Source organism: Streptomyces sp. NPDC020742, assembly GCF_040641675.1.
Lineage (GTDB): Bacteria > Actinomycetota > Actinomycetes > Streptomycetales > Streptomycetaceae > Streptomyces.
Genome location: NZ_JBFAEA010000011.1, coordinates 155,748 through 180,328 on the forward strand (window position 1 = coordinate 155,748; position 24,581 = coordinate 180,328).

The 24,581-nt window shown below is 74.1% G+C and carries 19 protein-coding genes; 8 read left to right on the plus strand and 11 right to left on the minus strand.

What is annotated here, in order from left to right:
• Positions 1 to 7: 7 nt before the first annotated feature.
• Together AB0G84_RS20520 and AB0G84_RS20525 are read right to left on the minus strand one after the other, a co-directional pair.
• Complete coding sequence (locus tag AB0G84_RS20520) at positions 8 to 703, minus strand: VTT domain-containing protein (RefSeq protein ID WP_361322343.1); 696 nt, start codon at positions 701 to 703, stop codon at positions 8 to 10.
• A complete protein-coding gene (locus tag AB0G84_RS20525; protein WP_361322346.1) occupies positions 700 to 1,476 on the minus strand; it encodes an MBL fold metallo-hydrolase in 777 nt (258 codons plus the stop codon). The genes AB0G84_RS20520 and AB0G84_RS20525 overlap by 4 nt, the downstream gene beginning before the upstream one ends.
• 225 nt (positions 1,477 to 1,701) lie before the next feature.
• On the opposite strand from AB0G84_RS20525, the gene AB0G84_RS20530 reads away from it, so the two are divergent.
• From AB0G84_RS20530 to AB0G84_RS20550, 5 genes are all read left to right on the plus strand, one after another.
• Entirely contained in the window at positions 1,702 to 3,864 is a 2,163-nt protein-coding gene (locus AB0G84_RS20530; RefSeq protein ID WP_361322349.1) for a phage holin family protein, read from the plus strand.
• A gap of 84 nt (positions 3,865 to 3,948) precedes the next feature.
• Positions 3,949 to 5,394 carry an amino acid permease gene (locus AB0G84_RS20535; protein WP_361322352.1) on the plus strand — a complete coding sequence of 482 codons (1,446 nt, stop codon included), beginning with the start codon at positions 3,949 to 3,951 and terminating at the stop codon, positions 5,392 to 5,394.
• 154 nt (positions 5,395 to 5,548) lie between these two features.
• Positions 5,549 to 6,421 (plus strand): serine/threonine protein kinase, encoded by an 873-nt coding sequence (locus AB0G84_RS20540; protein WP_361322355.1) that lies wholly within the window; start codon positions 5,549 to 5,551, stop codon positions 6,419 to 6,421.
• A gap of 4 nt (positions 6,422 to 6,425) precedes the next feature.
• The gene (locus AB0G84_RS20545) at positions 6,426 to 8,615 is read left to right on the plus strand and encodes a protein kinase (protein ID WP_361322358.1); all 2,190 of its coding nucleotides are present in this window, start codon (positions 6,426 to 6,428) and stop codon (positions 8,613 to 8,615) included.
• Positions 8,616 to 8,668: 53 nt separating this feature from the next.
• Complete coding sequence (locus AB0G84_RS20550) at positions 8,669 to 10,759, plus strand: serine/threonine-protein kinase (protein ID WP_361322361.1); 2,091 nt, start codon at positions 8,669 to 8,671, stop codon at positions 10,757 to 10,759.
• A gap of 124 nt (positions 10,760 to 10,883) precedes the next feature.
• Here AB0G84_RS20550 and AB0G84_RS20555 read toward each other — a convergent pair whose 3' ends face one another.
• Positions 10,884 to 11,387 (minus strand): NUDIX domain-containing protein, encoded by a 504-nt coding sequence (locus AB0G84_RS20555; protein WP_361322364.1) that lies wholly within the window; start codon positions 11,385 to 11,387, stop codon positions 10,884 to 10,886.
• A 252-nt stretch (positions 11,388 to 11,639) separates the two neighbouring features.
• Here AB0G84_RS20555 and AB0G84_RS20560 point away from each other — a divergent pair, with 252 nt between their 5' ends.
• On the plus strand, positions 11,640 to 12,032 hold the full coding sequence (locus AB0G84_RS20560; protein ID WP_361322367.1) for a nuclear transport factor 2 family protein: 393 nt from the start codon (positions 11,640 to 11,642) through the stop codon (positions 12,030 to 12,032).
• Between the two features lie 102 nt (positions 12,033 to 12,134).
• Here AB0G84_RS20560 and AB0G84_RS20565 read toward each other — a convergent pair whose 3' ends face one another.
• Positions 12,135 to 12,947 carry a helix-turn-helix transcriptional regulator gene (locus tag AB0G84_RS20565; protein WP_361322370.1) on the minus strand — a complete coding sequence of 271 codons (813 nt, stop codon included), beginning with the start codon at positions 12,945 to 12,947 and terminating at the stop codon, positions 12,135 to 12,137.
• A 112-nt stretch (positions 12,948 to 13,059) separates the two neighbouring features.
• Here AB0G84_RS20565 and AB0G84_RS20570 point away from each other — a divergent pair, with 112 nt between their 5' ends.
• Positions 13,060 to 13,371 carry a 4a-hydroxytetrahydrobiopterin dehydratase gene (locus tag AB0G84_RS20570; RefSeq protein ID WP_361322373.1) on the plus strand — a complete coding sequence of 104 codons (312 nt, stop codon included), beginning with the start codon at positions 13,060 to 13,062 and terminating at the stop codon, positions 13,369 to 13,371.
• A gap of 15 nt (positions 13,372 to 13,386) precedes the next feature.
• Here the strand turns inward: AB0G84_RS20570 and AB0G84_RS20575 are convergent, their stop codons facing one another.
• The 6 genes from AB0G84_RS20575 to AB0G84_RS20600 all read right to left on the minus strand — a co-directional run bounded on the left by AB0G84_RS20575 (position 13,387) and on the right by AB0G84_RS20600 (position 21,009).
• Complete coding sequence (locus AB0G84_RS20575; RefSeq protein ID WP_361322376.1) at positions 13,387 to 14,331, minus strand: YihY/virulence factor BrkB family protein; 945 nt, start codon at positions 14,329 to 14,331, stop codon at positions 13,387 to 13,389.
• A gap of 407 nt (positions 14,332 to 14,738) precedes the next feature.
• Entirely contained in the window at positions 14,739 to 15,842 is a 1,104-nt protein-coding gene (locus AB0G84_RS20580) for a DUF1266 domain-containing protein (protein WP_361322379.1), read from the minus strand.
• Between the two features lie 86 nt (positions 15,843 to 15,928).
• Positions 15,929 to 16,720: a VOC family protein gene (locus AB0G84_RS20585; protein WP_361322382.1), complete on the minus strand. Its 792-nt coding sequence runs from the start codon at positions 16,718 to 16,720 to the stop codon at positions 15,929 to 15,931.
• 209 nt (positions 16,721 to 16,929) lie between these two features.
• A complete protein-coding gene (locus AB0G84_RS20590; RefSeq protein ID WP_361322385.1) occupies positions 16,930 to 17,763 on the minus strand; it encodes an aldo/keto reductase in 834 nt (277 codons plus the stop codon).
• Positions 17,764 to 18,052: 289 nt separating this feature from the next.
• Positions 18,053 to 19,879 (minus strand): long-chain fatty acid--CoA ligase, encoded by a 1,827-nt coding sequence (locus AB0G84_RS20595; protein ID WP_361322388.1) that lies wholly within the window; start codon positions 19,877 to 19,879, stop codon positions 18,053 to 18,055.
• Between the two features lie 266 nt (positions 19,880 to 20,145).
• On the minus strand, positions 20,146 to 21,009 hold the full coding sequence (locus AB0G84_RS20600; RefSeq protein ID WP_361322391.1) for a LysR substrate-binding domain-containing protein: 864 nt from the start codon (positions 21,007 to 21,009) through the stop codon (positions 20,146 to 20,148).
• 337 nt (positions 21,010 to 21,346) lie between these two features.
• On the opposite strand from AB0G84_RS20600, the gene AB0G84_RS20605 reads away from it, so the two are divergent.
• Complete coding sequence (locus tag AB0G84_RS20605; RefSeq protein WP_361322394.1) at positions 21,347 to 22,540, plus strand: bile acid:sodium symporter family protein; 1,194 nt, start codon at positions 21,347 to 21,349, stop codon at positions 22,538 to 22,540.
• Here the strand turns inward: AB0G84_RS20605 and AB0G84_RS20610 are convergent.
• Positions 22,423 to 24,405 (minus strand): sialidase family protein, encoded by a 1,983-nt coding sequence (locus tag AB0G84_RS20610; RefSeq protein ID WP_361322398.1) that lies wholly within the window; start codon positions 24,403 to 24,405, stop codon positions 22,423 to 22,425. The genes AB0G84_RS20605 and AB0G84_RS20610 overlap by 118 nt on opposite strands.
• Positions 24,406 to 24,581 lie beyond the last annotated feature (176 nt).

Sequence of the window (24,581 nt, forward strand, 5' to 3'; positions counted from 1 at the left end):
GCACGGCCTACGGGGTGCCTCCGCGGTGCCCGGCCGGTCCGATGCGCCGCCACAGGGCCGGTGCCGCGCTGATCACCACCGTCAGCCCGACCGCCATCACCACCCCCTGCCACGGCTTGCCGAACAGCGATCCACTCAGCAGCCCGATGAGCTGGTACATCGCGGCCCAGGCCAGACAGGCCGGAACGTCCCCCCGGACGAATCGGCGCAGCGGCATCGCCGCCAGCAGACACGCCAGCATCACCGGCACCCGACCGGCCGGCACCAGCCGCGACAGCACCAGCACCAGCACGCCGTGCTCGTGCAGCTTGCGCTGCGCCAGCGCCAGCCGCTCCGGCGCGGCGCGGGCGCGCAGCCGGGCCAGCCAGCGCGAGCCGTTGCGGGAGCCGCTGCCCCGACGCCCGAGCCAGTACAGCCCCACATCGCCGAGGAACGCCGCGCACGACGCCACCACGAAGACCAGCAGCAGCGAGTAGGGCGCGGTGTGGTGGAAGGCGACCACCGCCGCCGAGCTGACCACCGCCCCCGTCGGCACGACCGGCACCAGCGACCCCAGCACCACCAGCAGGAACAGCGAGGGATAGCCCACCGCCTGCTGCGTCGACTCCGGCGGCACACCCGGTACCGTCCCACCGGCCGAGGCCAGCCCGCCGACCACGGCCGTCGCCACGGCCGGCCCGACCCCCGCCAGCAGCCCGCTCATCGCCCGGTCCTGGGCCGCACCGACTCACCGTGCCCCAGCCGATGGACCGTCACCTGCGGGGCCATCAGCCCCACCTGACGCTCGAACTCGACGCCGGGGGCATGGAATTCATGCGGCCGTACGGCATCCAGACCGATCGGCCAGTACGTGCCGTAGTGCACCGGCACCACACTGGACGGCGCCAGCCGCGCCGCCGCCTGCGCCGCCCGCCGCGCGTCCAGATGGCCGGGCCCCAGGAACGGACCCCAGCCGCCCACCGGCAGCAGCGCCACATCGCACCGCCCGACCTCGTCCGTCAGCTCCTCGAACAGACCGGTGTCGCCGGCGAAGTACGTCCGTGCCGTACCGCGCACCACATAGCCGAGCGCCGGCACCCGGCGCGGTCCGTACGGCAGTCGCCGCCCGTCGTGCGCGGCCCGCACCGCCCGCACCGTCACCGTGCCGGTCCCGTACTCCTCGCCCGCCCGCAGCTCGGTGATCCGCAGGCCGCGCGCCGCGGCGACCCGGCGCAGCCCCGGCACCGCGGCGCTCGCCCCGCGCGGTACCACCAGGTCGGTCCCGGGCAGCAGCCGGGCCAGCGACGCCAGGTGCAGATGGTCGGCGTGCAGGTGCGAGACCAGGACCAGGTCGGCGCGCGCGGCCTCCGGCGGCGGCAGCGCGCCCCGCCGGCGCCGCAGATGGGCCAGCCGGCGCACGAACAGCGGATCGGTCAGCACCCGCACTCCGGAGTCCTCGACCGTCACAGTGGCATGCCCCCACCAGGTGACCTCCATCCTCCGATCCTCCCGCACGGGGGCGGTGTACGGGTGCCGGGCGGGCGACGGGCCGGACCGGGAGGGCCACCGGCCGTCCGGCGCGGGGGGCGTCCCGTCCACCGGCCGACCGGCGCGCGCAGGCCCCCGTCCCCGTCCCCCGCCTCACCGGGCCCGCTGTGCCACGCTGGGCGGGAGGCCCGCAGCAGCCGGCGCGGGCCGGAGCGCCAGGCGGACGGAGTGCGGATGCCGCGGTGGACCTCGCTCGGCGGCGCCCTGTTCCGGGTGCTCGCGGTCTGGCTGGTGTCCAGCCTCACCCTGCTCCTGCTCGCCGCGCTGCTGCCCGACTTCCGGTTGCAGTCCGCCGGCGGCGACAGCCTCACCCGCACCGCGCTCACCGCCGCGCTGGGCGCCGGCGCCTTCGGCCTGCTCAGCGCGCTGGTGTGGCCGGTGCTGGTGCGCGCCCTGCTGCTGGTGCCGGCGCTCGTCCTCGGGCTGCTGGTCTTCTTCCTCAACGGCTCGCTGCTGCTGCTCGCCCTCGACCTGATCCCCGAGGGGCGCGGCCAGGCCGCACCCCAGACCGCGGTGATCGTCGCGGCCGCGATGTCCGCGGCCTCCTCGGCCACCTCCGCCTTCCTCGCCGTCCGCAACGACGAGGCCTACCACCGCAGGCTGGTCCGGCTGGCCGGGCGGCGCCGCGGCCGCCGGGCCGCGCCGTGCCCGGCCACCCCGGGCACGGTCTTCCTCCAGCTCGACGGCCTGGGGCACGACCTGCTGCGGGCGGCCACCCGCGGCGAGCGGCCGCTGATGGCGACCGTCGCCCACTGGACGCGCACCAGCCACCGCCTCACCCCCTGGCGCACCGACTGGTCCAGCCAGACCGGCGCCAGCCAGCTCGCCCTGCTGCACGGCAGCAACGAGGACCTGCCGGCCTTCCGCTGGTACGAGAAGGACACCGCCACCCTGGTCGTCAGCAACCGGCCCTCCGGCGCCGCCGAGCTCCAGCGTCGGGCCGTCGAGCGCACCGGCGACGGCGGGCTGCTCTCGCACGACGGCGCCAGCCGCGGCAACCTCTTCAGCGGCGGCGCCGATCAGGTGGCGCTGGTGATGTCGGTGGCGGCCCGGCGCGGCCGGCACCACCGCTCCCGTTCCGGCTACTTCGCGTACTTCTCCGACCCGGCCAACGCCACCCGCACCGCCGTGTCCTTCGTCGCCGAGGTCGTCCGCGAGGTCGTCCAGTCGCTGCGCACCCGCCTCCGCCGCGAGCTGCCGCGGGTCCGGCGCGGCGGCCTCTACCCCGTCATCCGGGCCTTCGCCACCGTCGTCGAACGCGATGTGGTGGTCGCCGCGGTCATCGGCGACCTGCTCGCCGGCCGCACCGCCGTCTACGCCGACCTGGTCGGCTACGACGAGGTGGCCCACCACTCCGGTCCCGCACACCGCGACACCCACCAGGTCCTGCGCAGCCTCGACCGCGCCCTGGCGCTGATCGCCAGGGCCGCCCGGCATGCCCCCCGCCCCTACCGCATCGTGCTGCTCTCCGACCACGGCCAGAGCCACGGCCCGACCTTCCGGGCGCACTACGGGCTGAGCCTGGCCGACCTCGTACGCGCCGGCTGTGGCCTCCCGGTGCGGCGCCGGGCCGGACGCACCCCGAGCGGTGCCGAGGCCCGGGAGGCGGCGCGCGCCGCCCTCCACCGCCCCGAGGAGACCGACGGTCCCGAGGAGGCGCAGGAGCCCGCCGCGCCCCACGGGCCCGGTGCGCCCCGGGCCCCCGACACCCCCGCCCAGCCCGTCGTACTGGCCTCCGGCAATCTCGGCCTGGTGTCCTTCCCCGACGTACCCGGCCGGATCACCCGCGAGGAACTGGACCGCCGCCACCCCGCCCTGCTCACCACCCTCGCCAACCACCCCGGCATCGGCTTCGTCCTCGTCCGCTCCGCGGCACACGGCCCGGTCGTCCTCGGCCCGGCCGGCGCCGAACACCACCTCGACACCGGCCACGTCATCGGCCGCGACCCGCTGGCCCCGTTCGGTGCGGACGCGGCCGGGGCGGTGCGCCGTACCGACCGCTTCCGGCACACCGCCGACCTCATGATCAACTCCGCCTGCGCCCCCGCGACCGGCGCCGTGTACGCCTTCGAGGAGCAGATCGGCTCGCACGGCGGCATGGGCGGTGCCCAGAGCCACCCCTTCCTGCTCTGGCCGGCGGAACTCACCCCGCCGGCACCCGACGGCACCCCGCTGACCGGCGCCGAAGCGGTGCACCGGGTGCTGCGCCGCTGGCTGCGCGAGGCCGACGGGCCGCAACCGCCCCTGGAACCAGGCAAGGACGACCTGCGGCGCCGGGCACCCGCCCCAGAAGGTTTTACGCCGCCACCCCCCACCCCGCCGCACGATTCCCGTTGATTTGGGCGCGGCCCGCTGATCACCGACCATGAGCGGGCTCGGTAATCCCGGGTGTACAGCGCACAACGAGAGGCCCACCCTGCCATGAACGACCGGCACACCCGCCGCTTCGGCCTGGGAACCGCCACCTGCCTGGTGATGGGCAACATCATCGGTGGTGGCATCTTCCTGCTGCCCGCCTCGGTGGCGCCCTACGGGACCGTCAGCCTGGTCGCCCTCGGCGTGCTGACCATCGGCGCCATCGCCCTCGCCCTGGTCTTCGGCCGGCTCGCCGAGCGCCACCCGGACACCGGCGGCCCCTACGTCTACGCGCGCGAGGCCTTCGGCGACTTCGCCGGCTTCCTCTCCGCCTGGTCGTACTGGACCATGACCTGGGTCAGCAACGCCGCACTGGCGGTCGCCGCGGTGGGCTATGTGCACGTCCTGGCCCCCGGCCACGCCTCCGCCGGCACCGACCTCGCGGTCGCGCTCGGCTCCCTCTGGCTGCCGGCCCTCGCCAACCTCGCCGGCACCCGCTACATCGGCGCCGTCCAACTGGTCTCCACCGTCCTGAAGTTCGTCCCGCTGCTCTTCATCGCGGTCGTCGGCCTCTTCTTCTTCGACCCCGACAACCTCGGCTCCTTCAACGCGGGTGGCGGCAGCGCCCTGGGCGGCATGTCGGCGGCCGCCGCGATCCTGCTCTACTCGTACGTCGGGGTGGAGTCGGCCGCGATGAGTGCCGGCGAGGTCCGCGACCCGGAGCGCAACGTCGGGCGGGCCACCGTCCTGGGCACCCTCGGCGCCGCCGTGGTCTACCTGCTGGGCACCCTCGCCGTCTTCGGCACCGTCGCGCACGACAAGCTGGTGAAGTCCACGGCGCCGTTCTCGGACGCGGTGGACGCGATGTTCGGCGGGCACTGGGGCGGCACGCTGGTCGCCGGCGCCGCGGTGGTCTCGATCATCGGCGCCCTCAACGGCTGGACGCTGATGAGCGCCCAGTCCCCGTATGCCGCCGCCAAGGACGGCCTGTTCCCCGCGGCCTTCCTCGTCAAGCGGCGCGGCGTGCCCACCTTCGGCGTGCTGGCCGCCGGTGTCCTCGCCAGCGCCCTGACCGTCATCAACTACCTCATCGGCTCCGGCGGCGTCTTCGAGATCCTGGTCCTCATCACGACCTTCTCCGCCACCGTCCCCTACCTCCTGGCCGCCGGCGCCCAGATCTACTTCCTCCTCACCGGCCGCCGCGACCGGGTCCGCCCCGGCCGCTTCGCCCGCGACCTCACCCTCGCGCTGGCCGCCTTCGGCTTCACCTTCTGGCTCGTCGCCGGCGCCGGCTATGCGGCCATCTACCAGGGCGTGCTGTTCCTGTTCGCCGGCATCCTCGTCTACGCCTGGATGGCGGCCCGGCGTACCGCCCGCCAACAGGACGCCGAGGCCGCCGCGTCCGGTACGGCTGCCCCGGCGCCGTCCGAGGGCGCCGCCGCCGCGGAACCGGCCGACGGGCCCACCCCGCAGCCCGCCGACGAGGCCGCTGCGCCCGCGCGCACCCCCTGACGGCACACCGGCACGCCGCCCCGTTCGGCGACGGAGCGCGCGCCACCGCCCGCCCCCTGACGCTCCGTACCCCGGACGCGGTGCCCCCGTCGAAGGCCCGTTCCCCGCGGGGATAGGCTCGCGTCCGATACGAGCCTGACGGGGGAGAAGTCGAGTGGAGAGGCTGCGGCAGGACGACCCTGCCCGGATCGGGGAATTCGTCACGGTGGCCCGGCTCGACGCCGACGGCAGCCGAGGCGTGCCCGAGCGCCGCTATCTGGCGCGCAGCGCCGACGGCGGGCACACCGTCCTGGTGTGCCTGCCACCGGCCGGCGGTGACCCGGCACGGTGGGCGGCCGAGGCGCAGCAGGCGTCCCGGCTGGTCCAGCCCGGGTTCTGGCCGGTCGTCCACCTCGGGGGGACACCGGCCTTCCCGTGGTACGCCACCCCCTACCGGCCCGCACTGCCGCTGCCCGCCGTCCTGGCCGCGCACGGCGGCCCGTTGCCCGAGCCGGTGGTCCGCACGCTCGGCGGCACGCTGGCCGAGGCCCTGGCCTCCGCCCACGTCCTGGGCCTCGTGCACGGCGGCGTCTGTCCGGCGGGCGTGCTGCTGACCGCCTGCGGACCGCTGCTCGGCTGCTTCGGCGCGACCCGCGCGACCCCGGCGGCCGGGGCCTTGCACACCCCGGCAACCGGACTGGAGACCGGTTGCCTCGCCCCGGAAGTGGCGGCGGGCGGACCGGTCGACCGGGCCGCGGACGTCTACGCACTGGGCGCGGTGTTGGCCTACGCGGCGACCGGACACACCGTGCCCGAGCGCCAGGAGATCCCGGCCGGCCTGCGGGACCTGATCACGGCGTGCCGGTCGCGCGACCCCGAGGGACGGCCCGAACCAGCCCGAGTGCTGGGGGAGTTGCTGCCGGGCGCGGCCTACGGCGCGCTGGCCGGCTCCACGGAGCCGGTCTCGCTGCCCGGCCGGGTGGTCGCGGCGCTGTCCCGTCAGTCGGCGGAACTCCTCGCCGCCGCACTCCCCACCGAGGAGCGCTGAGGCCATGATCTCCCCCCTTCTGCACGACGACCCGCACACCGTCGGGCCGTTCCGGCTCCTCGCCCGCCTCGGCGGGGGCGGCATGGGCACCGTCTACCTGGCCCGTTCGGCGGGCGGGCGCACGGTCGCGGTGAAGACGCTGCACACCCGCCTCGCGGCGGACACCACGCTGCGGACCCGCTTCCGGCTAGAGGCGGACGCGGCCCGCGTGATCGGCTCCGAGCACGGTGCGGCGGTCGTCGACGCCGACCCCCAGGCACCGACCCCCTGGATGGCGACGGAGTACGTCCTCGGCCCGCCGCTGGACACCGCCGTCGAAGCGGGCGGGCCACTGCCCGAGCCGACCGTGCGGGCCCTCGGCGCGGCCCTGGCCGCCGGCCTGGAGCAGCTCCACCGGTCGGAGGTGGTGCACCGCGACCTGAAGCCGTCCAACGTCCTGGTCACCGCGCACGGGCCGCGCATCATCGACTTCGGCATCGCCCGGGCCTTCGGCGACGCGCACCTGACGGACCTCGGCAGCGCCGTGGGGACGCCGGCGTTCATGTCGCCCGAGCAGGCGGCGGGCCGGGAACACGCGGCGGCGGGCGATGTGTTCGCGCTGGCCGGGGTGCTGGTCTTCGCCGCCACGGGCCGGGGCCCGTTCGGCGGCGGAGCCCCCACCGACCTGCTGTACCGCGTCCGGTACGGCGAGCCGGAGCTCGGCGGGGTCCCCCCGTCGCTGCTCCCCCTGCTCACCCGCTGCCTGGCCAAGGACCCCGCGGACCGCCCGTCCACCGCCGAACTGCGGGCCGCGCTGGGCGGCGCCGCGGGCGCACCGGCCGACCGGGACGGCTTCGCCGAGCTGCTGCCCGACGCGGTGCTGCGGGAGATCGCCCGGCGGAGCGACGCGGTGTGGCGGGAGCTGCCGCACCGCACGGCACCGCCGGCGCCCACCGAGGCGCCGCAGACCGCCCCCACCGGCACCGGCATCTCCCGGCGGCAGCTGCTCTACGTCGCCGGCGGTGCCCTGCTCGGCGGCGGCGCCCTGGGCGGCGGGGGCTGGGCCCTGTTCGGGCGCTCCGGGGGCGGCGGAACCGGCACCACCAAGAACGACGCCGTCGACAAGCCGAAGCCCCCCGCACCGTTGTGGAGCGCGGCTCTGTGGTGCCCGGAGACCGGGGGCGAGGTGATGACCGTGGGCCGGAACCTGGCGATGCGCGCCGGGATCGTGCTCAACGGCTTCAACGCCGAGTCGGGCGCGTCGACCTGGCAGGCGAACATCGCCGACCCCTGGCGGTCGGCGACCGACGGCACCCGGATCTACGGCCTGCGTGACCACGAGGACAAGGCGGCGTCGCTGGCGGTGTGCGAGGTCTCGCAGACCGACGGGCAGCTGGGCAAACCCCTGGTGGACCTCGCCGCGTTCGCCGGCAAGGAGCAGTACAACCAACTGGTCCGGGTGGCCGACGGCGTCGCCTACCTGGTGGCCCGGGCCGCGTCCGGCAAGCGCTGGTACCTGGTGGCGGCCGACCTGGACTCGGGCAAGGAGCGGTGGCGCAGCCCGGTGGAGGGGCCGCAGCTGACCGGCCGCCCGCCCGCCCTGTGCGGCGCCGTGACGGGGTCCCGGGTGGTGTTGTGCGGGAGCCCGAGCGACGGCTCGCACTTCATCGACCTGTCCGCGTACGACCGGAAGAGCGGCCGCCGGCTCTGGCTGAACGCCGAGACGTTCGACGGCACCCCGCCGACCCGGCTGGTCGTCGACGACCAGCACGTCTACCTGAGCGGCGAGTACCTCACCGCCCGCCGGCTCTCCGACGGCGAGTTGGCCTGGCTGTTCGGCAACGGACGCAACGGCAGCAAGGCCGGCGGCGCGGACGGGACGACCCGCCGGTACGGCGCAGCCACCCTGCACGACGGCGTCGTCTACTGCACGGAGGGCGATCAGGGGCTGATCGCCGTGGACGCCGCCTCCGGCACGCTGAACTGGCAGGAGAAGGGGCTCTCCGGCCGCAAGAGCAAACCCGATGTGGCCCCGGCAATCGGCAAGCGGTTCGCCTACTGCGCCGACGACAAGGGGCTGCGCGCCCTCGACATGCGCGCCCATCAGGCCGTCTGGACGTACGAGACCGCCCCCCTCGTGCTGACCGCCGATCCGAAGGGCGGCCGGCTCTACGTCCGTCAGGAGAAGCGGACCCTCGCCCTCCCGCTCACCTGACGGCCCCCGCGGGCCCGATCCCGTAGCTTCCCGATCCAGAAGGACGACGACCTGTGAAACCCCTCGGCCAGGGAGATCCGCTGCGCCTGGGCCCCTACCGCCTGCACGGCGTCCTCGGCGAGGGCGGCATGGGCAAGGTGTACTTCGGCCAGGACGCCTCCCAACGCCCCGCCGCGGTGAAGGTGCTGCTGCCGGAGCTCGCCCACGACGGGCACCTGGCAGAGCGTTTCCTGCGTGAGGCGCACACCGCGCAGGCGGTGACCAGCAACGGCGTGGCCCGGGTGCTGGCCGCCGAACTGGAGGGCGGCAGGCCGTGGATCGCCACGGAGTTCCTGGCCGGCCCCACGCTGGACGACGCGGTCGCGCGCTTCGGGCCGCTCGACGAGGCCGCCGTGCGGGAGCTGGCGCGCTCCCTGGCCGGCACGCTCCAGGACGTGCACGCCAGGGGGTTGGTGCACCGCGATGTGAAGCCCCCCAACGTCGTGCTCACCTCGAACGGTCCCCGCCTGATCGACTTCGGCATCGCCCGCCCGGAACACGGCCTGACCCTCACCCGTACCGGCCAGATCCCGGTCACACCCGGCTACGGCGCGCCGGAACAGGTCCTCGGGCAGCGCGTCGGGCCGCCGGCCGACATCTTCTCGCTCGGCGCCGTGCTCGCCTTCGCCGCGGGCGGCCGGCCGGCGTACACCGGCGCGGAGATCACCGCCGTCCTGTACGAGGTGGTGCACGGCAGCCCCGACCTGGAGGCCGTTCCGGAGGGCCTGCGGTACCTCGTCACGCCCTGCTTCGCCAAGGATCCGGCGGCCCGCCCGCTGTCCACCCAGCTCGCCGAGGCGGCCGCGGCCCCGCGACAGCCCGAACGGCTGTGGCGGGCAGGGCAGTTGGGGCAGGAGATCCGGCAACGGGAGGCGACGGCCCGACGCCTGACGTCCGGTACGACAGGCGCCGGGCCGGCCACCGCACCCGAAGGCAGCTGCCTCACCCGGCGGACGGTTTTGTGCGCGGCGGGCGGCGGCGCGTTGCTGGCCGCGGCGGGCGGCACCACCTGGTGGCTCAGCCGTGACACCGCGCCCGACCCCTTCGACATCCCCCCGGCCGCACGGGTGCAGCAAGCGCCGCTCGGCTCCGCCGGGGGATCCCCGCGACCGCTGTGGGGCCCGCTCCCGGACGTGGCCGACGCCAGGTCGCCGGCCCCGCTGCCGGTGCGCGATGTGGTGGTGTACGGGGCCGCCGGGGGCGGCATCGCGGCCCGCCGGGTCACCGACGGCCGGGAGCGGTGGCGGGCCCGCGAGGCGAAGGCGGACGCCGGCTACCTGTCCCTCGGAGACCGGCTGGTGGCCACCGCCGACGCCGAGGGAACCCTGCGCACCTATGTGGCCGCCACCGGATCCCCCCGGTGGACGGTGGATGCGCAGGCGGCCGTACTGCTGGCCGCCGACGCCCACGCCGTCCACCTGCTGACCACCGACGGCCGGCTGCGCTGCGTGGGCACGGACGGAAAGGTGCGCTGGACCCGGAAGCCACCGGTGACGCTCTCCGGCGGCCACCCCGCCGCGGCCCTCGGCTCCGGCCACCTGGTGCTCTGCAACGCCGCCGGGGACGTGGCCGCCGTCCGCGCCGACGACGGTGCCCGCGCCTGGGTCCGCAAGGGGCAGGCAGCGGGACCCCTGCGGCCCGCCGTCGATGGCGGCACCGTCTACTTCGGCGGCCGCAGCCTGGCGGCGGTCGCGGTCGCCACTGGCCGGGAGCGGTGGGCCCAGGAGCCGCTGCGGCCGCCCCGGCGGGACCGCAGCACCGACGGGTGGGGCCCGCCCGCGGTGGCCGGCGGGGTGATCTACGCCCTGGACTGCGAGGCCCTGCGGTCGCTGGACCGGAACGGCAAGCAGGCCGGTGATCCGATGATGGTCGCCGGTGTCGTCCCGCCCTGGCGCCCCCCGGTCGTCCAGGGGAACAGCGTCTGGATCGTCGAGAGCGAGGAAACCGGGGTGAGCGGCTTCCCCCGCTCAGGAATCCCCCGCTCCGGAACCGGCCGCCCGCAGACCTACCCCCTCACCGACGGCCAGTACCGCTCCGCCACCGCCGACCACAACCGCCTCTTCGTCCTCAACCGGTCAACGCTGCTGGCCCTTCCGGTGTACTGACCGGACGAAGCAGTTCAGAGCCGCCGCCCCCCCCGACCTGACGGGCGAGGGTACGGCTGCCCCGACACCGTCACCGCCGGGATCGCCGCACCCGTAGCGCCGCACCACCCTGCCGGACCCCTGCCTAGAGCCCGTCCGGTCGTACCCGCAGCGCCTCGGCGATCACATCGTGGATGATGGTGTCGCCCGCGGCCCGGCTCTCCTTGAGGCGCGGCAGGTCGTCGGGGCCGAACCAGTCGTAGGCGGTGTGCTTGGACCATTCCAGCGCGGGGCGGTCCAGGTCCCCGTCGACCTCGACGACGTAGTCGGCCTCCCGCCGCCTCCCGCGGCCGTCGTCTCCGGTCCAGCTGATGACCCCGAGCAGGTGTCGTACCCGCCGCAGCCGCCAGCCGGTCTCCTCCGCGATCTCGCGGCCGAGGGCGTCCAGAAGGGACTCGCCGGGCTCGACATGTCCGCCGACGATGTCCCAACAGCCGGGGAAGAGCCGCCGGTCGGCGCTCCGCTTCTGGACGAACACCCTGCCGTCCCGGTCAAGGATGATCGCCCCGACCGTCCAGACCTCCCCCTCGGCGGGCACCGGAACCTCAACGCCGTTGTCCACGACGACACTTAACTGTTCATCCGTCATGGCCCCACGGTATTCCTCGGGTGCCGCCCTCGCCCCCGTATTCCTGGGGGCGCCGCCATTACCTCCCGCGTAATCGCCCCCCGTCCCCCGAAACGGCAGGCTGAAGGCATCGGTTCACGGGCCGGCGCACTCCGGCCCGTGGGCCGGTGTCGGAGCGTTGGAGTGCTGGAGCGGGGCGAACGGTGCCTGAGTTGGGCACCGCACCTGAGGTTCCCCGCGCAGACGAGGCGCATGAGGAAGAGAGGCAGTGACATGCAGCAGGGCGAGCGGTACGAGCTGGCGGTGGCGCGGTACTTCGAGGCGTGGAACGCCGTGGGGGAGGGCGAGTTGGGGAAGGCCGTGGCGGCGGCGTTCGAGGAGGGCGCCGGCTACACCGACCCGCTGGCCGATGTGGCGGGGCACGAGGGGCTGACGGCGCTGATCGCCGGGGCGCACGGGCAGTTCCCCGGCCATGAGTTCCGGCAGGTGGGCGACGTGGACGGGCACCACGACCTGGTGCGGTTCCGGTGGGAGCTGGTCAGCGCGGCGGACGGGGCGGCGCCGGTGGCCGGGTCCGATGTGGCGCGGCTGGGGGAGGACGGGCGGATCCGGTCCGTGCTGGGGTTCCTGGACCGGGTGCCGGGGACGGAGGCCGCCGCCCGGTAGGCCCGGGTCTCGGCGGAGAGGGGCGACCGTGCACCCCGCTGGTGGCCGCTCGTCGGGGCGGCCGCAGCGGGGCCCAGTCTCCTGCTACGTGAGGGTCGCCTGCTACGTGAGGGTCGTCTGCAGGTACGCCGCCGTCTCCGGATCGGCCGGGAGGAAGGTCTCCAGGGCCAGTTCGGAGACGGTCACGTCCATGGGGGTGTTGAAGGTCGCGATGGTCGAGATGAAGGACAGCACGGTGCCGTGGTGCTCGATCCGCATGGGGAGGGCGAAGGGCGCCTGGCCGGAGCCCGCGGCCTCCTCGCGCCCGCCCGGAGGCAGCGGGTAGCCGCTCACCTCGTCGTAGAGGGCGCGCAGCGGCGCGGACCGCATCAGGGCCAGCTGGCGGTCCATCTGGGCCAGGAGATGGGCCCGCCACTCACGGAAGTTGCGGATGCGGGGGGCCAGGCCGTCCGGGTGCAGGGTGATCCGCATGGCGTTCAGGGGCGGGCGGAGCAGCGAGTGATCGACGCCCTCCAGCAGCAGGGTGATACCGCGGTTGGCCGCCTGCACGTCGTAGACGCCGTCGACCACCAGCGCCGGGAACGGTTCGTAACCGGTCAGCAGGCGCTCCATGCCGGTGCGCAGGGCGGCCATGGCGGGGTCGTCCAGCGGGGTCTCGGGGAAGGTGGGGGCGTAGCCGGCCGCGATCAGCAGGGCATTGCGCTCCCGCACGGGCACGTCGAGGTGTTCGGCGAGCCGCAGCACCATCTCCTGGCTGGGGCGGGAGCGGCCGGTCTCGATGAAGCTGATGTGCCGTGCGGAGGAATCGGCGCGCAGCGCCAGTTCGAGCTGGCTGATCCGGCGTCGGTCCCGCCAGGCGCGCAGCAGCCCGCCCACGCCCGCGGTCGTCGGTGAGGGCGCGGCAGCAGTCGTCATGGGAGGGACGGTAGTCGATGCGCGGCGCGCCGTACGATCGAAGGGTGGTGTCGCTCCAGGGGAGTCGTCCGGTATACGGGGAGTCATCGGCAGACGGCGAGAGGTGAATACCATGAACGCTCAGCTGGAACCGCTCGGTGCGCAGGAGATCGAGGAGCGGCTGGCGGACCTGCCCGGTTGGTCCGCCGAGGGCGACCTGCTGCGCCGCAGCTACGCCTTTCACGGGCACCTCCCGGCGGCCGTGATGGTCATGCACATCGCCCAGATCCAGGAGGAGTTGGGTCACCACGCGGACCTGGCGCTGGGGTACAACCGGCTCGGGGTCGCGGTGAACACCCACAGCATCGGCGGCCGGATCACCCACCTCGACTTCGGGCTGGCCCGCCGTATCGAGGAGATCGCCCCGGCGCACGGCGCCCGCTGACCCGGCGGGCCGCGCTCAGTCGCCCGAGCGCGGCTTCACCACCCGCCCCGCGCGCGCCAGCTCGACGTTGAACTGGGCGCCGCACAGCAGCGACAGGTGCGAGAACCACAGCCAGATCAGGAACACCACGGACCCGGCGAGCGAGCCGTAGAGGCGGTTGAAGGTGCCGACGTACGAGGCGTAGAAGGCGAAGCCGGCGGACGACACCAGCCACAGCAGCACCGCGACCACACCGCCCGGCACCGCCCGGCGCACCCCGCGTGAACTGGGCGGGCCGGAGCGGAACAGCACCATCGCCAGCACCGTCGCCAAAACCATCAGCAGCGGCCACTTCAGGAGGTTCCAGGTCGCCTCGCCCGCGTCGCCGAGCCCCAGCGCCCGGCCTGCCCAGGCCGCGATCGGCCCGCTCACCAGCAGCGCCACCGCGCTGCTGATCAGCAGCGCCATCAGCAGCAGCGCGGTCATCAGTATCCGGGGCGCCTTCCGCCACGGCGGCCGGTCGTCCTTCGCGCGGTGCATCGAGTGCAGCGCGCGGCGGAACACCGCCAGGTAGCTGCACGACGACCACAGCGCACTGACCAGGGCACCGACCATCACCACCCAGGCGGCGGTGCTCTGGCGCGCCATGCTGACCAGCGCACGGTGGACGGTCGGGCCCGAGTCGGCCGGGGCGATCGCGCTGATCTGGTTGATGAGCTGCTCGGTGGCCGGCGGGTCCGCCAGGCCGATCAGCGACACCGTGACGATCAGTGAGGGCAGCAGCGCCAGCACCGAGTAGTACGTCAGGCTGGCGGCCCAGTCCGTCACATCGTCGTGCCACACGGACAGCGGCGTACGGCGCAGCGCGGTGCGGCACTGGGCCCAGGTCGGCCGGCCGAGCGGTTTCCGCGGCCCGGCCGCACCGAGCGCGCGGTCCAGCAGCGTCCGGTCCAGCCCGCGGCGCATACCGCTGTCGCTCATGTCGTCTCCGTCCTCTTTCGTTACCTGCTGCATCATCCCCCGCCGCCGTGGCCGTCCACGACACGGTGGGTACCGGGGACGGCGGCCGCCCTCGCCGGGTCCTCCTGCCCGGGCAGGGGCGAGGGCACCGCCTCCGGGGCGTCCGCCGTGGAGGCGGGTGACGGTTGACCGGCCGGTGCCGCCCCGGCGCCGGCCGGTCGGTGGCCCGGCTTCCGCAGACGGCCGTCACCCGGCAGATCCCGGTGACCACATCACCCGTACGAGGGAACGAGGGGGTGCCCGTTAACGCCGCGGGGCGCCGTAGGGCGTCGCAGGCGTCGCAGGGCGGGACGTGCGGGGCGCCGGGGGGGGTGCACGTACGACCCGGAGCGCGGTCCGCCGCATCTGGGCCGGTCCGCCCCCGTCCGTCAGGCGAAGGGCAGTCCCTGCCACGGCGAGGCCGGGTCCTTGGTGAGGACCTGGTGGAGGTGCAGGGTCTCCGCGTACTGCGGCCCGAACCAGCCGTTGTCGAAGGCCAGCAGCCGTCCCAGCGCATAGCCCGCGCCGAACTCCTCCCAGGAGCCGTACGCCTCCCGGGCCCGCACGCCGACCCGCATGACCGCCTGCTCCGCCTGCTGCGGTGCGCACAGGCGGGCGCCCAGGCCCCAGCGGACCAGGCCGACGGCGTGCGCGAGGTCCAGCGCCACCAGGGACGTCACCCGGCCCTCGGCCGGCAGCACACCGGCGGTGCGGAACCGTTCTTCGTAGGCGGTGACCAGCTCGGGGAGCTCCGGTGACTCCGCGGTCCCGCCGGTCTCCTGCGGCCCGCCGGTCTCCGGCGCGGCCGAGGTCCCGGCGTCGGCGTCCGGCCCGCCGGACCGGGCCCGCAGCGCCGCCTCCGTGCCGGCCGGCACGAACTGCCCGGCGAGCAGCTGGTCCAGGCGCTGCTGCCAGGTGGCCGGGTCGGTCACCGACCACTGTTCGTGCAGCGTCCGGGCGTCCGAGGCATGGTCGAGGAAGGCCGTCCCGAGCTCGTTCCAGGGCAGGCTGTGGTGCACCGCGAGCGGTGCGCCGCACGCCAGCCCCTGGGCGAGCGGGCCGTGCAGCGGGCCGCCGAAGTGGGTGACCAGCAGCCCGCCGGGGCGCACCCCCACCTGGGCGCGGATCCGCCGCCAGGCGGTGCGCCGGGCCGGGACCGCGGAGAGGAGGGCCGCGCACGGCGTCCCGGGGTTCACCGCGAGCCGCCACTTGTCGTTCGGCCAGTCCTCAGCGAGCTCCTCCAGCGAGATCCGGTCGAAGAACTGCTGCGGCTGCCACGGCGGCAGCATGCCGCGTGTCAGGACCGGGATGCACCTCCCGCCCGTCGCGGGGTCGTCGTAGACGGGCAGCGGGTCCTGTCCCGGCTGCGGCGCCGCCAAATACAGATCCTCACCGGCGATCGCCGCGACCTGTCCGTCCAGGTCGCCACGTGCCGTCGCTTCGTACAGCCGCCGCTCGGTGTCCGTCGGCGGCATCCATCCCGGAGTAGCCACGGGCCAAGACCCTACGGTCACCGCGGCGCGGGTGGGCATCGGGGGTTGCCGGCTCGGCAACCCCCGATGCCCACCCGACGGGGGTCTCAGCCCTCGTTCATCGGCTTCGGGTTGATGACGGCGAAGGTGGCGCCCTGCGGGTCGGTCACCACGGCCATCCGGCCCGCCACCATGTCGAAGGGCGGCTGGAGCGCCGCCCCGCCGGCCGCGGTCACCTTGGCGACGGTCTCGTCGGCGTCCGCCACGGAGAAGTACGCCAGCCAGTGTGAGGGGGTGTCCGGCGGCATCTGCTCGGACATCGGCTGCATGCCGCCCACGGGGCGGTCGTTCACCGTCAGGGCGTAGTAGTTCTCGGCGCCCTCCATGGGGTTGCTCTCGATGCCGAGGGCGGAGCGGTAGAAGGTGGCGGCGGCGGACGGATCGGTGGTGTTGAGCTCATTCCAGATCAGCGCGCCGTGCTCATTGACGATGCCGGCGCCGTGGAAGTCGCCCGCCTGCCAGATGCCGAACACCGCCCCGGTGGGGTCGGCCGTGATGGCCATCTTGCCGAGCGTCATCACGTCCATCACCGGCATCAGGACCGTCCCGCCGGCCTTGCCCACCGCCTGGGAGGTGGCCTCGGCGTCGGCCGTCGCCAGATACGTGGTCCAGACGGTCGCGGGCGGGGGCTGGCCGCCCATCGACATCGCGGCCATGATGCCGGCCACCGGTTTGCCGTTCAGGTGGCAGACGGCGTAACCGCCGGTCTCGGGGGGCCCGATCTCGCCGGTCCACCCGAACACCTGGGAGTAGAAGTCGATGGCGGCTTGCTGGTCGGGGGCCGCGAGATCGACCCAGCAGGGGGTCCCGGGCTGATAGGCGGAGGTGACTTCAGGCATCAGGGTCTCCTCGGTGGGCGTCTCCTCTGCCCGGAGGACAGGGGAGGGCGGGGCAGAACGTAGCGGAGCGCCGGGACCCGCCGGCGGACACCGGGAGCACACCACGCTCACCCTCCACACTTCCTGCCGTCCGCCCGGCCCGCCACTCGGACCGCCGGTACGCCGCGGCGCCGCCGGCGGGTGCCGGCGGCGCCGCGAGCGACGACGGGTCAGGCCACGTCGAAGGTGTCCGGGTCCGGGCCCAGGCGGGTGCCGGTGTCCAGGCCGGCGAGCGCCGCGAGGTCGGCGTCGTCCAGTGCGAAGTCGAAGACGTCGATGTTCTCGGCGATCCGCGAGGGCGTGACGGACTTCGGGATGACGACGTTGCCGAGCTGGAGGTGCCAGCGCAGCACTACCTGGGCGGGCGTCCGGCCGTGCTTGGCGCCGAGTCCGGCGACCGTCGGGTCCGACAGCAGGCCCCTGCCCTGGCCCAGCGGCGACCAGGCCTCGGTGGCGATGCCGTGCCGCGCGTGGAAGGCCCGGGCCTCGGCCTGCGGGAACTGCGGGTGCAGCTCGATCTGGTTGACGGCCGGGACGACGGAGGTCTCGCCCAGCAGCCGCTCCAGATGGGCGGGCCGGAAATTCGAGACGCCGATCGCCTTGGCGCGGCCGTCGGCGTGGATCTTCTCGAAGGCCCGGTAGGTGTCGAGGTAGGTGTCCTGGGACGGCAGCGGCCAGTGGATCAGATAGAGGTCCACGTACTCCAGCCCGAGCTTGCCGAGGGAGGCGTCGAAGGCCCGCAGCGTCGCGTCGTACCCCTGGTCGGAGTTCCACAGCTTGGTCGTGACGAACAGCTCTTCCCGGGGGAGGCCGGAAGCGGCGAGCGCCTTGCCGGTGCCCGCTTCGTTGCCGTAGATCGCCGCGGTGTCGATGCTGCGGTAGCCGGCCTCCAGGGCCTGACCGACGGAGGTGAACGCCTCGTCGTCCGGGATCTGCCAGACGCCGAAGCCGAGCTGCGGCATCGTGATGCCGTTGTTGAGCGTGATGGCGGGGACCTTGCTCACGGGGAAATCGATCCTTGCGTCGACGATGGTGTTCCGCGATGTTCAACGATCAACCGGAACGGTGCATTCCCCCCGCGCGCCCGCAGAGAGTTCGCACAGAGTGAACGCGCCCGCAAGCCCCACGGCCCCAGCGCACAGCTCCAGCGCTCCGACCGGCCCCGGCAGCCCGCCGGGCACCGCAGCCTCCCGGGCGGTGCCGCGCGGGACCTCCGGCCCAGGAAACGGCCCGGCTCCGCCGCGTGGGGGAGGCCGGTTGCCGCGGACCGGAGCGGTCCGTCACCCCGGTCCGTCACCCCTGGTAGAGCGCGTCCACCTCCGCCGAGTACGCGGTCTCGATCGCCTTGCGCTTCAGCTTCAGCGACGGCGTCAGCAGCCCGTGCTCCTCGGTGAACTGGTGGGCCAGTATCCGGAACGTACGGATCGACTCGGCCTGGGAGACCAGGGTGTTGGCGGCCACGACGGCGCGGCGGATCTCGGTCTCCAGGTCCGGGTCGCGCACCAGGTCCGTCGCGGGCATCTCCGGCTTGCCGCGCATGGCCAGCCAGTGGGCCACCGCCTCCGGGTCCAGCGTCACCAGGGCCGCGATGAACGGCCGGTCGTTGCCGACGACGATGCACTGGGCGACCAGCGGATGGGCCCGCACCCGCTCCTCCAGGCCCACCGGCGAGACGGTCTTGCCGCCCGAGGTCACCAGGATCTCCTTCTTGCGGCCGGTGATCGTCAGATAGCCGTCCTCGTCGAGGGCGCCCAGGTCGCCGGTGGAGAACCAGCCGTCGTGCAGCACGGCGTCGGTGGCCTTGGGGTCGTTGTGGTAGCCCTGGAACACCTGCCCGCCGTAGAGCCAGATCTCACCGTCCTCCGCGATGTGCACGGTGGTGCCGGGGATGGGGGCGCCGACGCTGCCGAACCGGGTCCGCTCCGGGGGGTTGGCGGTGGCGGCCGCGGTGCTCTCCGTCAGGCCGTAGCCCTCGAAGATCCGCACTCCGGCGCCGGCGAAGAACAGCCCCAGCCGGCGCTCCATCGCCGAGCCGCCGGACATCGCGTACCGCATCCGGCCGCCCATCGCGGCGCGGACCTTGCTGTAGACCAGCTTGTCGAAGAGCTGGTGCTGCATCCGCAGGGAGGCACCGGGCCCGGAGCCCAGGCCGAACGCCTTGTTCTCCTGCGCCTCGGCAAAGCGGACCGCGATGTCCACCGCCTTGTCGAACGGCCCTACCTTGCCCTCGGCCTCCGCCTTCCGACGGGCCGCGGCAAAGACCTTCTCGAAGATGTAGGGCACCGCCAGGATGAACGTGGGCTGGAAGGACTGCAGGTCGGGCAGGAGCGCACGGGCCGCGAGCTCCGGCTGGTGGGCCAGCTTGACCCGGCCGCGGATCGCGGCGACCTGCACCATCCGCCCGAAGACGTGCGCCAGCGGCAGGAACAGCAGGGTCGCCGCCTCGTCGTTGCCCTTCGAGGTGAAGACCGTCTCGTAGCGCAGGACGATGTTGTCGGCCTCGGCCATGAAGTTGGCGTGCGTGATCACACAGCCCTTGGGCCGGCCGGTGGTGCCGGAGGTGTAGATGATCGTCGCGGTGGCGTCCGGAGTGACGGCCATCCGGTGGCGGTGCACCACGTCGTCCTCGATGTGGGCGCCGGCAGCGGTCAGTTCGGCCACCGGGTCGGCGTCCAGCTGCCACAGCTTGCGCAGTTGCGGAAGCCGGTCGATGACCGAGCCGACGGTCATCGCATGGTCCTCGTGCTCGACCAGGCACGCCGAGACGTTCGCGTTGTGCAGCATCCAGAAGACCTGCTCGGCCGAGGAGGTGGGGTAGAGCGGCACGGACTGGGCGCCGATCGACCACAGCGCGAAGTCGAACAGGGTCCACTCGTAGCGCGTACGGGACATGATGCCGACCCGGTCGCCGAACCGGACGCCCTGCGCGAGCAGGCCCTTGGCCAGCGCCATCACCTCGTCCCGGAACTGCCCGGCGGTGACGTTCTGCCAGTTGCCCGCATCGTCCTTACGCGCCAGGGCGACGCGCTCGGGATCGGCTTCCGCGTGGTCGTGGACCGCATCCGCCAGCCCGCCGACCCGGGGCGCGGTCGCCAATGGCGGGACGGTGAACTCGCGCAATGACCCAGCTCCTCGTGGTGTTGCTCACAAGGCCGCGACCGTACCCCACGGCGGGGACATCCGGCAGTGCCGTACCACGGCGTGATCGCGCCCCTACAGGAACTGGCCAAGAGGGAAAATGGGGTTACTCCGGAGAAGCGTGGACATGGCCTCATCCCTTCGACGCCGTACGATCACGACGCCGGGACCATATCTGCACCAAATCTCTGCACCCGCCGTCGATTCCCGCGCCGGTCCCGGTGATCGGCCCCGAACCGGCCCGGTAGCTACGGGAGCTGCAGTCTGTCGCCGCCCGCCAGGATCGCCTCGGCCAGCGCCTCGGCCGCGCCCGGCGCCGCGCGGTCGCGCTCCCCGTGGAGCAGAGCGAAATCCACCCCGCCCAGTTCCGGCAGTCCGGCGCGCGCCGCCACTTGGACCAGACCTGGCGGGATCATGCCCCTCGCGTGTGCCATTACGCCCAGACCTGCCCGGGTTGCGGCGATCAGCCCATTGAGGCTTCCGCTGGTGCAGGCGATCCGCCACGGGCGGCCCTGGCCCTCCAGCGCCGCCAGCGCACGGGCCCGGGTCACCGCCGGCGGCGGGTACACCACCAGCGGGACCGGCCGCTCCGGATCCAGCCGCAGGCGCTCGGTGCCCACCCACACCAACCGGTCACGCCACACCAGCTGGCCCCGGGAGTCCTCCGGGCGCCGCTTGGCAAGGACGAGATCGAGCCGTCCGGCCGCCAGCAGTTCGTGCAGGGTGCCCGACAGCTCGACGGTCAGCTCCAGGTCCACCTCGGGGTGCTCCCGCCGGAACCCTTCGAGCACCTCCGGCATCCGGGTCAGCACGAAGTCCTCGGAGGCGCCGAACCGGAGCCGGCCGCGCAGCCGGGTCCCCGCGAAGAAGTGTGCGGCCCGCTCGTTGGCCGCCAGGATCGTGCGGGCGAAGCCGAGCATCGCCGCACCGTCCTCGGTCAGCTCCACGCCGTGGGTGTCCCGGGTGAACAGCCGCCGCCCGGCGGCCTCCTCCAGCTTCCGCACCTGCTGACTCACCGTCGACTGCCGCAGTCCCAGCCGGTGCGCGGCCTGGGTGAAGCTGAGCGTCTGCGCGACCGCCAGAAAGGTGCGCAGCTGAACGGGCTCGAACATGTCCCTCCGTCCTCCGGGTGCCCCGGTGTCCGTGTCCGGAGGACGGGCCACCCGTCCCGGTGCCCCGGCCGGCGGTCCTGGTTCACGGCTGGGCGGGCTCATCACCATCCATGATGACAGTGAGCACGGTGAAAGGGGTTCCCGATGACCGGCCGACCCCGGCACCCTGGATCCGGCACCCGATCAGCCACCCCTAACGCCCCCGAGCACCCGTAACGCCCCCGAGCACCCCCTAACGCCCCGAGTACCCCGAGTGCTCTCGAACGCCCCCGAGCACCCTCGGCCCCCGAAGCCCGCAGGCCCCCGAAGCCCGCAGACCACCGACCGAAGAGAGACCATGCGCCGCCCCCTGCTCCGACCGCCCTCCTGGCTCCCCGTGGACGGCTACCTGCTCGCGCTGCTGGGTACGGTCGCGCTCGCCGCGCTGCTGCCCGCCCGCGGACCGGCCGCCACGGTCGCCGACGGCGCCGCCACCGGAGCCGTGGCGCTGCTGTTCCTCCTCTACGGTGCCCGGCTCCCCACCCGTGAGGCGATGGCCGGTGTGCGCCACTGGCGACTCCACCTCACCGTCCTGGCCTGCACCTTCGCCGTCTTCCCGGTGCTCGGCCTGGCCGCCGGGGCACTGGTTCCTACCGTCCTGCCGCCGGCTCTGTGGACCGGGCTGCTGTTCCTGTGCCTGGTGCCCTCCACCGTCCAGTCCGCGATCGCCTTCACCTCGCTCGCCCGCGGCAACGTCGCGGCGGCGATCTGCGCCGGCTCGTTCTCCAGCCTCGTCGGGATCGTCCTCACCCCGCTGCTGGCCGGGCTGGTCCTGCACACGCACGGCGGCTTCTCGGCCGGCTCCCTGCTCCCGATCGTCTGCCAGCTGCTGCTGCCGTTCCTGGCCGGGCAGCTGCTGCGGTGGTGGTGGAACCGGCGGGGGCGGGCCCAGCACGCCGGCCGGGACGGTGGTGGGCAACGGGCGGACGCGTTCCTCACCCGCCACAGCAAGCTCCTCGGCCTCGTGGACCGCGGCTCGATCCTCCTCGTCGTCTACGCCGCCTTCAGTGCCGGCATGGTCCAGGGCATCTGGCACCAGGTCTCCCCGCTGCGGCTGCTGTGCCTGCTGGGGGTGGAGGCGGTGCTGCTCGCGGTGATGCTGACGGTCACCTCGTACGGCTCGAAGAAGCTCGGCTTCGCCCGCGCGGACCGGATCGCCGTCACCTTCGCCGGCTCCAAGAAGAGCCTGGCCGCCGGACTGCCCATGGCCAGCGTCCTGTTCGGCGCCCAGGCCGGTCTCATGGTGCTGCCGCTGATGCTGTTCCACCAGATGCAGCTGATGGTGTGCGCGGTGCTGGCGAAGCGGTTCGCCGCACGGGCCGAGCCGGCGCCGCCGCGGGTGGGCGCCCCCGCCGCGACGGCCGGCGGAGCGCCCTACCGGCCGGGCCCGTTCACCCGGTCCAACGGGAGTCCCAGCACCAACGGCGCCCGCACCGGGGCGTTGTCGGACCGCACCCGGGACAGTTCGGCGTCGGTCAGCGCCCGCCGGTAGACCCGGACCTCGTCCAGCGCACCGGTGAACTGGGCGCGGCTGTCCGCCCGTTGGCCCAGGTGTACCCCGAAGACCGAGCCGCGACTGACCGAGCCGGGGACATCGGGGACGACGGTGCTCTCGGTGCCGTCCACGGTCAACAGCAGCCGCCCGCCGGTGCGGCGCAGCGCCAGATGGTGCCAGGCGCCGTCGTTGTACGCCGCGCCGGTCGCGGCCTGGGCGGTGGCGGCCGGAGCGGCCCCGTCGACGACGGTGAGGCGGGCGACGATCCGGCGGTTCCCGGGGTCGCCCTCCACGGTGACCTGTGGGCTCCTGGCGCCGACCCCGCCCATCCACAGCAGCGGCTGTTCACCGCCGGCGGCGTCGTAGCGGAACCACAGGCTGCAGGTGAAGTCGTGGGTGCCCAGGGGCAGGGAGCCACGGAACGGCAGCCGTACCGCGTCGTCCGTGCCGTCGAAGGCGAGCGCACCGCCGAAGCGCCCCTCGGTGGCGCGCGCCCCGCCCAGGACGAGGGCGGGCCGGGCGCCGGGCGCGCGGTCAGCGGTGGTCGGGTCGGGGCCGCGGCGCGGGCCGAGCCAGTCCTCGGTGAAGCGGACGAAGCGGATCTCGTCGCGGGCGTCGACCGCACCACCCTCGTACATCAGGCCGGTGACCTCGGGCGAGATGGCCACCAGATCCGAGTAGCCGGACCAGTCCGTGGTGACCCGGGCACCCCGGTCGACGCCCTCCCACGTACGTCCCTCGTCCCAGGACGAGCGGAGGGTCATGGTCCGCCGCCGGTCGGGGTCCGCGGGCGCGGCGAACAGGGTGCGGCTGCGGCCGCCCGCGGCGGGGGAGCGCGGCAGGCGCAGCGCCGAGCCCTGCACCATCGGTGTGTAGAGGTCCGGCAGGGCACGGAACGGCGTGGTGAAGGAGGTGCCGCCGTCGCGGCTGACCGCGGCGTCCCGGTGGCCGAGATCGGTGCCGTCCTGCTCACGGCCGTTGACGTAGACGGAGCCGTCCGAGCGCTCCAGGAGGGTCATCTCCGAGGGCTTCTGACGGAACGTGCCGTCCGCGGCGATCGGCCAGGAGTCCAGTGCGCCGACCCGCCAGGTGGTGCCGCCGTCGTCGCTGTGGACCAGTGCGGCGTGGTTGGCGGTGACCCGGTTGCCCGCATAGCTCTCGGAGTTGACGCCCAGGACCAGCCGGCCGGCGTGCCGCCCGTGGGTGAGCTGGATGCCGTGCACCGGCCCGGTGGCGTACCAGGAGTTCCACTGCGGGGGACGGATGCTGGGGGTCAGGTCCCGGGGCTGTGACCAGGTCGCGCCGTCGTCGTCGCTGTATTGGAGGTGCGGGGTGCGGTCGCAGGGCACCTCGCAGCTGAGGCCGTCGGTACGGCCCTTGTTGTAGGTCTCGGCGAGCACGATCCGGCCGGTGCGGCGGTCCACGACGGGTGCGGGGTTGCCATGGGTGTCGCCGTTGCCGTGGTTGATGACCTCGAGCGGGCCCCAGGTGCGTCCGCCGTCGGTGGAGCGCTTGAGGACGAGGTCGATGTCACCGGCGTCACCGCAGTCGTGCCGCCGGCCCTCCGCGAAGGCGAGCAGGGTGCCGCGTACGGACCTGACCACGGCGGGTATGCGGAAGCAGAAGTAGCCCTGTTCCCGGGACGCCTTGAAGAGGACCTGCTGCTCGAAGCCGCCCGCGGGCGGTGCAGCGGCGGCCTGGGCGCGAGCGCCCGACGAGCCGTCAGCGACCGCTCCCGCGGAGGCGGTCGGCAGCAGGGCGAGGGCGGTGGCGGTCAGCGCGCAGAGCAGGCCGGCGGCACGGCGGCGCCGGGGTCTGGAGCGGGGGGTGCGGGGGTGTGCGCGGCGAGCTGCTGACGTCATGGTCCGGCCTGCCCTTCGAGGGATCGGCGGTCGGGTCATCAGGACATCCAACGTCCCATGTGCATCCCTGTCGGAAGCTACTGCCGCGTGCGGACCGCGACAAGGAGCCTGCGTCGGTTCTCCGTGCCACAGCCGGAATTCACTCTCCCGGCCCGCAGACGCTGCGGCGCGAGCGC